General features: G+C 38.9%; 8 protein-coding genes. 5 read left to right on the top strand and 3 right to left on the bottom strand.

All coding sequences use genetic code 11. The annotated features are described in order from the left end of the window. Both PN450_RS16355 and PN450_RS16350 read right to left on the bottom strand, forming a co-directional pair. Positions 1 to 784: hypothetical protein (locus PN450_RS16355; protein WP_271836946.1), on the bottom strand; the 784-nt coding region annotated here is incomplete at its 3' end. 427 nt (positions 785 to 1,211) lie between these two features. Then, complete coding sequence (locus tag PN450_RS16350) at positions 1,212 to 2,294, bottom strand: MraY family glycosyltransferase (RefSeq protein ID WP_271836945.1); 1,083 nt, start codon at positions 2,292 to 2,294, stop codon at positions 1,212 to 1,214. A gap of 163 nt (positions 2,295 to 2,457) precedes the next feature. Here PN450_RS16350 and groL point away from each other — a divergent pair, with 163 nt between their 5' ends. Continuing rightward, positions 2,458 to 4,140 carry a chaperonin GroEL gene (groL, locus tag PN450_RS16345; RefSeq protein WP_271836944.1) on the top strand — a complete coding sequence of 561 codons (1,683 nt, stop codon included), beginning with the start codon at positions 2,458 to 2,460 and terminating at the stop codon, positions 4,138 to 4,140. A 300-nt stretch (positions 4,141 to 4,440) separates the two neighbouring features. Continuing rightward, entirely contained in the window at positions 4,441 to 5,373 is a 933-nt protein-coding gene (locus tag PN450_RS16340; protein WP_271836943.1) for a cobalamin-binding protein, read from the top strand. Positions 5,374 to 5,513: 140 nt separating this feature from the next. On the opposite strand, the gene PN450_RS16335 is transcribed toward PN450_RS16340, so the two are convergent. Then, entirely contained in the window at positions 5,514 to 7,028 is a 1,515-nt protein-coding gene (locus PN450_RS16335; protein WP_271836942.1) for a phenylacetate--CoA ligase family protein, read from the bottom strand. Positions 7,029 to 7,325: 297 nt separating this feature from the next. Here PN450_RS16335 and PN450_RS16330 point away from each other — a divergent pair, with 297 nt between their 5' ends. The 3 genes from PN450_RS16330 (at position 7,326) to PN450_RS16320 (ending at position 10,781) form a co-directional block, all read left to right on the top strand. Further along, positions 7,326 to 8,747 carry an aldehyde dehydrogenase family protein gene (locus PN450_RS16330; RefSeq protein ID WP_271836941.1) on the top strand — a complete coding sequence of 474 codons (1,422 nt, stop codon included), beginning with the start codon at positions 7,326 to 7,328 and terminating at the stop codon, positions 8,745 to 8,747. Between the two features lie 192 nt (positions 8,748 to 8,939). Beyond that, the gene (hisS, locus tag PN450_RS16325) at positions 8,940 to 10,328 is read left to right on the top strand and encodes a histidine--tRNA ligase (protein ID WP_271836940.1); all 1,389 of its coding nucleotides are present in this window, start codon (positions 8,940 to 8,942) and stop codon (positions 10,326 to 10,328) included. 54 nt (positions 10,329 to 10,382) lie between these two features. Continuing rightward, positions 10,383 to 10,781 carry a nuclear transport factor 2 family protein gene (locus PN450_RS16320; protein WP_213799279.1) on the top strand — a complete coding sequence of 133 codons (399 nt, stop codon included), beginning with the start codon at positions 10,383 to 10,385 and terminating at the stop codon, positions 10,779 to 10,781. Positions 10,782 to 10,918 lie beyond the last annotated feature (137 nt).

Here is a 10,918-nt window from a genome sequence, read left to right as displayed (position 1 = left end):
ACCGATTTATCCCAGAGAAATCAACTCTGTCTAAGTAGTCGCTACCTGCGGCATTAAGTCGGTAAGCTGTCCCCTGAAATCCTTCTGTAGTTACTCCGGTAGATAAGGTCATCCCACGTCCAGTATCACCAATGGAGTAATTAATAATTAGTAAATCATCTCCTGCTCCTCCATCAGCAAAGTCACTATCACCTAATCCAGTATTAATCGTGTCATTGCCAGCTAAACCATAAATAAAATCATTACCCGTAGTACCTATAATCGTGTCATTACCCGCCGTACCAGTAAAATTCTGCTGTTCTACCTGAATAACTTGCCCATTTACCGTAATCGTCGCGTGATCATCCTCAGCCTTCAAAGCCTGTAAAGTCTGAGTATCCAGACTATAACCCTGTACCAACTCAGCAAAAATCGCTCCTTCATCTCCAGCACTATCGGTTTGATTAATTTGAGCATCAATAAAATGCCCAATTTCTTCTAACAAAACCGCACTAATAGCTTCTGGTGTAGCTGTTGCGACAAAATTAGCTGATAAATAAATCTTATTATTGCTACTAGCATAAGCGCCGTTAGCATTGCCAAGAGTGCTATTATCAAGAATCTCAATTTGCGGAACTTGACTAAAATCACCAGATAGCCACTGTAAACGCAGAATTTCCGCACCGCTACGGTTGTATTGTGTACCAAAAGCGGTATCGAAAACCTGCCAGAAATTATCTAAACCAGAAAAAGTGCTGAGTTGATTGTATGTCAGCGTCAGGGCAGAGTTGAGTATGGTATTCATAGATTTAATTAGTTATTGGTATTAATGATGCCCTAAGGCGATAGGAGGTGTCACAACTTGTAACACTTTTTAGTTAAAGACTATATACGCACAAGTTTGACACAAATACTGATAAGTGTCAAGCTCTATATCTATGCGACAAGTTAGGATATTTTTTAAATTGGTAGTCACCAATGTCAATACTACTATCAATTGGTACAGTGAGCTTGCGATGCCCTGAGCTTGTCGAAGGGTCGAACTGCTCAGTACAAGAACAAACCACCCCGGAACTTAAGTTCCGGTCTAAAAGCTAAAGTGCGTTAAAACGCACTCTAGTTAACTCAAAATCAAAAATTATCTTATTTTTGCTAAAATAGTCGGTTTTAACCGACTTCAGCTTTTAGACAGGGAATTTATTCCCTGGCTTGAAGGGACTGCTAAACCCTATTCAAGGATTATTCAACATTCTTTGCCAAACGGTAAACCCTAACAGCAAAATAATACCGATAGCAGTGACCAGCATCACTGGTAAACTCATACCCTGGACTTTCATAGCCAGCAAATTACAGCCTAAAGTAATAGACCAGAGGATAAAAGCCGCATTCCGTTGGGATAGTCCCCAGGCTAACAAGCGATGATGGAGGTGGTCTTTACCTGGTGTACTCAAAGGATTTTTTCCTGCCATGAGCCGGCGCACAAACACTTGAGTAGTGTCAATAACTGGCAACAGCAGAAATAAAACTGTAGGTATTAGGGCATAGATTGTATTTAATTGGAGTTTACCTAAAATACTGGTTGCTGCTAAAACATAGCCAAAAAAGTATGCTCCAGCATCACCCATAATGATGTGTGAGGGGTAAAAATTATGGCGTAAAAAGCCCAGTGCTGCCCCTCCCAAAGCTGCCAAAACCAAAGTAGCAGCAGCGCGATTATCAAACTGGGCAGAAACACCTAACAAACTGATAGCAGTAATAAAGCTAATGCCACCAGCCAAACCATCCATGCCATCCATGAGGTTAATAGCATTGGTGATTCCCACTACCCACAGCACGGTTAACGCCATAGATAAGAGAGAATCAATGGGTGTACCAAAGGCAACTTGGATGCTAATGCCATTACCAACCAACAAAAGTGCTGTTGTTACCTGCGCCCATAACCGCACAGACGGAGGTAAGCCAAATTGGTCATCAATAAAGCCAACTAGAACTAAAATCGAACCACCGAGGAGAATCGTTAAAACCTGGGCTAAAACCCCTTGCAGTTCAATCGGCCGCAAGAGACTAGCCAAGACCAAAGCCGCAATAACACCCGCGTAGATTGCCAAACCTCCCGCATTAGGTAAAGGTTCTTGATTCAGTCGTCGGGCGTTGGGTTGATCTGCCCAACCTACCTCTAAGGCAAATTTGCGAATTGTGGGAATTAAACGCCAGGTAACAATCAAAGCTAATAGAAACGTAAATACTACAGCTAACCAGCCGGAGCCGCTAGGGTCAGCAATGCCAAGGGATTTAAGGGAGTTCGCTAAGTTCATTTGCTCCCAATAGAATCATTAGTTTTATGGTCAAACATAAGTATCAACTGTTAATATTAATCAATTTTGGGATTTTGATTGTTAATCTAAATTGGGGAAAGGGATTAGCACTCTTGGTCAGTGAGTGCTAAATTGTCTAATGGAAGCAATAGAAAAATAAAACATGACTAAGATTATTGCATTTAATGAAGAATCACGACGGGCTTTAGAAAGAGGTATTAACGCACTGGCAGATGCAGTGAAAATAACTTTAGGTCCAAGAGGTCGTAACGTCCTATTAGAGAAAAAATTTGGTGTTCCCCAAATTGTTAACGATGGTATCACTGTTGCCAAAGAAATTGAATTAGAAGATCCTCTAGAAAATACTGGTGCTAGACTTATTCAGGAAGTAGCATCGAAAACTAAGGATGTAGCTGGCGATGGAACTACCACTGCCACAGTTTTAGCACAAGCCTTGATTAAAGAAGGGTTAAAAAATGTAGCCGCTGGGACAAATCCCATTAGCTTAAAACGGGGTATTGATAAAACCGTTGAAGCACTGGTAGCAGAAATTGCCAAAATTACTAAACCTGTAGAAGGAAGTGCGATCGCTCAAGTTGCCACAGTTTCCGCTGGTAATGATGCTGAAGTTGGACAGATGATTGCACTGGCCATGGAGAAAGTGACTAAAGACGGTGTAATTACCGTTGAAGAATCTAAATCCTTCACCACTGAACTAGAAGTAGTGGAAGGAATGCAGCTTGATAGAGGTTATATTTCTCCCTACTTTATCACCAACAATGAACGGATGACAGTAGAGTTTGAAAACTCCCGTATCCTGATTGTTGATAAGAAAATCAGCAGCATTCAAGATTTAGTCCCTATCTTGGAAAAAGTTGCCCGTTTAGGTCAACCTTTACTGATTATTGCTGAAGATGTAGACGGTGATGCTTTACAAACATTGGTTGTAAATAAAGCCCGTGGTGTATTGGCTGTAGCTGCGATTAAAGCCCCCGGTTTTGGTGAACGTCGCAAAGCTATGTTAGAAGATATTGCCATTCTTACCGATGGACAAATGATTTCTGAAGAAATTGGCTTGAGCTTAGATACAGCTACTTTGGAAATGTTGGGAACTGCTCAGAAAATCCACATTGACAAGGAAAATACCACGATTGTCGCTGGTAATACTGCTAAACCAGAAATCCAAATCCGGATTGAGCAAATTCGTAAACAATTGGCGGAAACTGATTCCGACTATGATACCGAAAAACTGCAAGAACGCATTGCTAAGTTAGCTGGTGGTATTGCCGTGATTAAAGTCGGTGCAGCTACGGAAACAGAACTGAAAGACAGAACCTTGCGGATTGAAGACGCACTCAACGCTACCAAAGCAGCGGTAGAAGAAGGTATTGTTCCTGGTGGTGGTGCAACCTTAATTTATCTATCTACCAAGGTAGATGCTATTAAAAACAGCCTCACTCCTGAAGAAAGAATTGGCGCTGATATTGTTAAAAAAGCTTTAGAAGCTCCCCTCCGGCAAATCGCGGAAAATGCTGGGGCAGAAGGTTCTGTGATTGTTGCCAGAGTTCGGGAAACTGATTTAAATATCGGTTATAACGCAGCTACAGGCGAATTTGAAGACTTAATTGCGGCTGGTATTATTGATCCCGCAAAAGTGGTTCGTTCCGCTTTACAAAATGCTTCTTCCATTGCTGGTATGGTACTAACTACCGAAGCCATTATTGCTGAAAAGCCTGAAAAACAATCCGCTGGATCTCCTGATGGTGGCATGGGCGGTATGGGCGGCATGGGTGGTATGGGCGGTATGGGCGGCATGGGTGGTATGGGCGGCATGGGTATGTTCTAATTTGCCACTGTCCCAAATCCCAAATCCATAATTTATGAATTACCCACCCCTAACGCTTTCAGGGGTGGGTTTTTGTGATAATTTCAGTGTATCTCGCAAACGGTTCGTTAACGCTTAATTAAAATTAAGATTCTGGAATCTGGTTACTGAGCTTGTCGAAAAATCAAAAGGCTAACATCCTCAAGATAGATACCGTCTCTCTAAAAATATGTGAAAATGAGGGTAGAAACATCTGTTAAAAACAACTTAACACCATTTTCTATTTTTGACTCCTGACTCCTATTCCCAGGGGGTGAAACTATGATTGATACAAGTAACAATATAAGAATTGTCTCTTTAATTCCGAGTGCTACGGAAATCGTCGCTAAACTGGGTTTATTTGATGCTATGGTCGGGCGATCGCATGAATGTGACTATCCTCCCGAAATCACCAATCTTCCAGTTTGTACCCAAGCCCGTGTGAATGGTGACGCTAATGGCCATTCTATTCATGACGAAGCCAGTAATCTATTACAATCTGCTTTAGGTGTCTACAAAATCAAAATTGATGTTTTAGAGAAATTGCACCCTACCCACATTATCACCCAAGATCAATGTGATATCTGCGCCGTCAGTTTACCGGAAGTAGAAAAAGCAGTTGCCCAACTTACCCACAGTTCACCGCAAATAATTTCCTTACAACCGAACACACTACAGGAGCTTTGGGGTGATATTGAACGGGTTAGTCACACATTTGGAGTAGATTCAGTAGAAATACTGGAAAATTTAGAAGCCCGTGTGAGAATTTGTAAGCGAAGACTGCAAGGGCTATCCTGTGCAGAAATGCCTAAAGTCGCTTGCGTTGAATGGACTGATCCTTTGATGACCGCTACAAATTGGGTTCCTGAATTAATCAACTTAGCAGGAGGAAAACCATTATTTAGCTTGATGGATAAACCTGTTACTCATGTCAAATGGGAAACATTAGTAGATAGTAACCCAGATGTGATTATTTTCATGCCCTGTGGCTTTGATTTACAACAGACTCAGCAAGAAGCTCAAGTATTAACTCAACGTCCAGAATGGAAAAAACTCCATGCAGTCCAATCAGGGAGAGTCTTTATTACTGATGGCAATGCTTATTTTAACCGTCCTGGTCCGCGGTTGGTAGATTCTTTAGAAATTCTCGCAGAAATATTGCATCCAGATATCTTTGATTATGGTTATCAAGGTACTGGTTGGCAAATTTTATAAGCAGTATGCAAATAACCTGATTGTAGGTAAGAGTTTTATTAAATTTTGGCCGTTGCGTTATTATTAATTATGTTTCGCGCAGAGGCGCGAAGAAGCAAAGGCGCAAAGTTTGAGATTTTGATTTCTTACCTATTTTTTGACTATTTACGTGTATTATTCCGGGTATATCTGTGTTTGACACCTATAGGAAAATATTCAAGATCACCAATGGGTTTTAATTCTACCAATGGAGTTTGATATTGTCGGGGAACATAGTTAGCAAACTCACTATTGAGACGCAATAATTGAGCAAGAATAGCAGCAGTTATAGATAATCTTTTCTCCTCTTTATCCTCTATTCCTGGTGCTAACTCTACTACTACAGATAAAAAGCGGTTTTTGTCTAAATCCTCTTTTACCTGTAAAACAAATTTACCTGTTACCCATTCTCTAATAATTGGTTGTTCTAATCCTACCGTCACATTTTCTGGATAGATATTCGCACCAAAATAGGAAACCGTAAAATTAGAACGTCCGAAGATATAAACAAAAGGTAATTGATGAATTCCGCGATGATTTTCTAATTCTGTAATAGGATTAAAACCCCATGCTGCTAAGAATTCTAGCATTTCTGTGTAGGTAATTAAGCCACCTTGATCAAAAATGCTATATCTAATTAAAGGCACACCATTATTCCCAGAAAATAGTAAATTTCCATCTTCTACTTCAAAAAAACGACTGCAAGGATCATATTGGACTAAAGTAGGTAAACGCGACTCCCCAAATAATGCTTTCGCTGCTTGAGGTGTGACTGCTAAAAACCGCCGAATACAAATACTAAGAGGTGTTTCATTTCCTAAAACTCCCGCGTCTGCTGTTCCATACATAGAAGCAAAATCATCACAGGGATTTTCAGAACCTATTCTTTGGGCTACTAAATTGCGCCATTCTTCACTAAATACTTCTCCTGCCATGACTAACTTAATATGATATTGTCCCCATTCGATATTATTGGCAATACCCGTATCAATGACATCTTTTAAAAATGGTGGATATCCTAATAACACAACTTGCTCAAAGTTACCACCTAATTCCTGGACAATTCGCAAAATTTCCGGTTTATTATTCCCTGGAGTAATGACGGTAATCGGATAACCCTTAGCGGCTAAATGACGACAACAATTAGTAGTAAACATTCCCCCTACCCAAGTTCCCAGAGCAAAACAAACTACTGCTAAAGTAGTTTTAGTATCCGCATAAAAACTATTATGAAAGATTTGCTCAAAGCGGGTGGCTATTTGTAATTCATCAGTGATGAAACGCGGCCAAAATGTGGGTTTACCTGTTGAGCCAGAGGAAGCTGCAATCATATCACAGCTTCCTAGTTTTCCATTATTACACAATTGGGGCAAAGAATAACGGGAAATATAATTTTCTTTATTAACTTTTGGTAAGTTTTGAAAATCTGCTAATGTTTGAATATCTTGAGGATTTATGCCTCGTTCTGCTAAAAATGCCTGGTAAGCGGGTACACTAGCAGCTACATCTTGAAATAATGCGATCGCTATTTCTCGACTGTCAATGTGAAGATGCTGTTCTAGTTTCTCTGCTAAGGGAGTAGATATAAAATCTTCTAATCCCAGAATTGCCCGTTGTGTTGGTATTTGTGGTTTCATAAAGCTTGTGTGTTGACAAAAATCTGATCGCTCTTTGTCAGTATTTTATCTATAAATGCAATTTTTTAGCTTAACCGACAGAAGCCCCACGCCTGACCCTAAAGTTATGGTTGATGTATCAAATATTTTTTACCCCACCCTAACCCTCCCCTTGTAACGGGGAGGGAACTGGATTTTTATTGTTTCCCCCCTTTACAAGGGGAAAGGGGGGTAGCAATGTGATGAAAATTACGGAATACAACTTTTGAAACATCCTCTAAGAGAGATTGCGAGAGATAACATTTAAATTAATCACAAATGAGTAAACCAATAGAAGTCCGCAACCCCCGCACAGGTAAATTTGATTATGTCATCGTTCCTCCACCACCAAAATTACTTTCCCAGCAATGTCACCGGTTGCGAAGAGGACAAATTATCTGGCAAAAATTAGGAGTTGAAGGCAGAATTGCTGCTTTAAAAGCCTGGAAAAAAGCGATATTATCAGACCGAACACAATTAACAGAAGCTTTAGTTAGTGATACGGGAAGATTATCAACATCAGTGACAGAAGTAGATTCATTTATTGCTAATATTGACAAATGGTGTAATTTAGCTCCACAATTACTACAAGGGACAGCTAAAAATACATCTATTCCGTTTATTGCTTTACAACAAACGGCTGTTCCTTATCCTCTGGTTGGCATAATTAGTCCTTGGAATTTTCCCCTATTGTTATCTACAATTGATACAATTCCAGCTTTATTAGCGGGTTGTGCAGTCATAGTTAAACCCAGTGAAATCACTCCCCGTTTTGTTGCTCCTTTAATGACAACTCTGAATACAATTCCGCAATTACGTGATGTTTTAAATTTTGTCGAAGGAGCAGGACAAACAGGAGCAGATTTAATCGAAGATGTAGATTTAATTTGTTTTACAGGTAGTGTAGAAACTGGGCGTTTAGTGGCAGAAGCAGCAGCCCAAAAATTCATTCCTGCTTGCTTAGAATTAGGTGGCAAAGACCCAGCTATTGTTTTAGAATCAGCAGATTTAGACTTAGCAACTTCAGCAATTTTGTGGGGTTCTGTTGTGAATTCTGGACAGTCATGTTTATCAATTGAAAGAATTTATGTTGCTGAATCTATTTTTGAACAATTTTATCATCAATTAGTCACTAAATCCCATAAATTGAAATTGGCATACCCAACTATTGAAAGTGGTGAAATTGGTCCGATTATTTGTGAAAAACAAGCAGCTATTATTAATGATCATCTGCTAGATGCAGTTTCTAAAGGGGCAGTAATTCACTGTGGTGGTAAAGTAGAAGAATTAGGTGGAGGTTGGTGGTGTCGTCCCACGGTTATGACTGAAGTTGACCATTCCATGAAAGTAATGACTGAAGAAACATTTGGTCCAATTATGCCAGTTATGCCTTTTGCTAATATAGAAGAAGCGATAAATTTAGCTAATGATTCTATTTATGGATTAAGTGCTGCTATATTTTCTGAATCAGAAGAGTTAGCATTAGAAATTGGTATGCAAATAGATGTAGGTGCTATTAGTATTAATGATGCAGGGTTAACAGCTATGATGCAAGAAGGAGAGAAAAACGCCTTTAAATTTTCTGGTTTGGGAGGTTCACGCATGGGTAAAGCTGCCTTTAAACGCTTTATGCGAAAAAAAGCCTTTTTGATTAAAACTAACATGGATAAAGACCCTTGGTGGTTTAATAATGAAGATTAGGGATATGGAAACTGGGAACTGAATAAAAGTTTTCCCAATTACCAATTACCAATTACCAAATTATCAAAGATCAAGTGAATTTTGGCACAATTATTAATCATGTTGAGTATTTCCTTATTTACCTGTTATGTGCTGTAAATAAAAGATAAGATAATAGTCTGTAGTTAATTTCCCATTTAATAAGGTAAAAACATGACTAAAAGTGACAAAATCAACTTTTCTACTCCGAGCGGATTTCCCGAATTTCTGCCTAGTGAAAAGCGTCTTGAAGTATATTTACTAGATATTATTCGCAAAGTTTTTGAAAGTTATGGTTTTACACCCATTGAAACTCCAGCAGTGGAAAGGTTAGAAGTCCTGCAAGCTAAAGGTAATCAAGGTGATAATATTATCTATGGTATTGACCCAATTTTACCACCAAATCGCCAAGCCGAAAAGGATAAATCTGGAGAAACTGGTTCAGAAGCAAGAGCTTTGAAATTTGATCAAACTGTTCCTTTTGCTGCTTATATTGCTCGTCACTTAAATGAGTTAACTTTTCCTTTTGCTCGTTATCAAATGGATATGGTATTTCGGGGTGAACGGGCAAAAGATGGACGATTTCGACAGTTTCGGCAATGTGATATAGATGTGGTTGCTCGTGGTAAACTGAGTTTACTTTATGATGCCCAAATGCCCGCAATTATCACGGAAATATTTGAAAAGATTAATATTGGTGATTTTGTTATTCGCATTAATAACCGCAAAATCCTGACAGGATTTTTCCAATCAGTAGGAGTTGCTGAAAACCAAATTAAAACCTGCATTAGTATTATTGATAATTTGGAGAAAATTGGCGAAGCTAAAGTTAAACAAGAGTTAGAGACAGAAGGTATTTCCTCAGAACAAACGGAAAAAATTATTGAGTTTGTGAAAATTGATGGTAGTATTGATGATGTTTTAGATAAACTCAAACACCTTGCTGAGAATTTACCAGAAGCAGAACAATTTAATTTAGGAGTAACTGAATTAGAAACTGTCATTAATGGAGTTAGAAATTTAGGAGTTGCTGATAAACGTTTCTGTATTGATTTATCTATTGCTCGTGGTTTAAATTATTATACTGGAACAGTTTACGAAACTACTTTATTAGGCCATGCAGCTTTAGGGAGTATTTGTTCTGGTGGTAGATATGAAGAATTAGTGGGAACATTTATCGGTGAAAAAATGCCTGGTGTGGGTATTTCTATTGGTTTAACTCGGTTAATTAGCAGGTTGTTAAAAGCGGGTATTCTCAATACTTTATCTGCAACTCCCGCTCAAGTGGTAGTAGTAAATATGCAAGAGGATTTAATGCCTGTTTATTTACAAATATCGCAACAGTTACGTCAAGGGGGAATTAATGTTGTGACTAACTTTGAAAAACGCCCTTTAGGTAAACAATTTCAAGCCGCAGATAAACAGGGTATTAGATTTTGTGTAATTATTGGTGCGGAAGAAGCAGCAGCACAAAAATCATCATTGAAAGATCTACAAAGTGGTGAACAAATAGAAGTAGCTTTGGCAGATTTACCAGAAGAAGTTAAACGCAGACTGGCATAATTTTGATTACCACGCTAACAGCGTGGTAAATTATGAACAATCAGGAATAAATAGATGACGACAGAATCAGAAAACACTTTAAAAATTGCTCAACAAGCATTTGCCTATTTTACACAAGGCTTAGAAACTGGTAATTGGCAAGCATTTTTAGATATGCTAACGGATGATTTTACCTTTTGGTTTCCTATGGGAAAATTTCACGGGTTAAATATAGGTAAAGAACGAGCAAAGGAGTTTTTTGAATATGTTTCTGAGGCTTTCCAAGCAGGAATTAAGATTACTTCTTTAGACAATATTACTAGCAATGAAAAAACCGTGATTTTTGAATTTCGGGATGAAGGTAACTTATTTGGCAATCCTTATAAAAATCGGGTTGCAGTTGCTTTTGATATTCGAGACAATCAAGTTTGTGCTTATCGAGAATACTTTGGTAGTGATGGTAAATCCTATTAGAGGGTGTTTGAAAAGTTTTGAATGTATAGACTGACCCCTCTCCAAACCTCTCCCCTGCAAGGGGAGAGGCTTTAAAACCCCCATTCCCTTGCAGGGAAGGGGGGTAGGGGGGTTAGGTTTTTGGAGATTACTGGTTT

It is taken from the genome of Dolichospermum lemmermannii CS-548 (assembly GCF_028330815.1).
Taxonomy (GTDB): Bacteria; Cyanobacteriota; Cyanobacteriia; order Cyanobacteriales; family Nostocaceae; genus Dolichospermum; species Dolichospermum lemmermannii.
This window is presented reverse-complemented; position numbering and strand designations above follow the sequence as displayed.

What these genes read in the sequence shown, in the direction of transcription:
- PN450_RS16320 (WP_213799279.1), top strand. Translation starts at nt 10,383, where the DNA reads ATGACGACAGAATCAGAAAACACTTTAAAAATTGCTCAACAAGCATTT.
- PN450_RS16335 (WP_271836942.1), bottom strand. Translation starts at nt 7,028, where the DNA reads ATGAAACCACAAATACCAACACAACGGGCAATTCTGGGATTAGAAGAT.
- groL (WP_271836944.1), top strand. Translation starts at nt 2,458, where the DNA reads ATGACTAAGATTATTGCATTTAATGAAGAATCACGACGGGCTTTAGAA.
- PN450_RS16340 (WP_271836943.1), top strand. Translation starts at nt 4,441, where the DNA reads ATGATTGATACAAGTAACAATATAAGAATTGTCTCTTTAATTCCGAGT.
- PN450_RS16330 (WP_271836941.1), top strand. Translation starts at nt 7,326, where the DNA reads ATGAGTAAACCAATAGAAGTCCGCAACCCCCGCACAGGTAAATTTGAT.
- hisS (WP_271836940.1), top strand. Translation starts at nt 8,940, where the DNA reads ATGACTAAAAGTGACAAAATCAACTTTTCTACTCCGAGCGGATTTCCC.
- PN450_RS16350 (WP_271836945.1), bottom strand. Translation starts at nt 2,294, where the DNA reads ATGAACTTAGCGAACTCCCTTAAATCCCTTGGCATTGCTGACCCTAGC.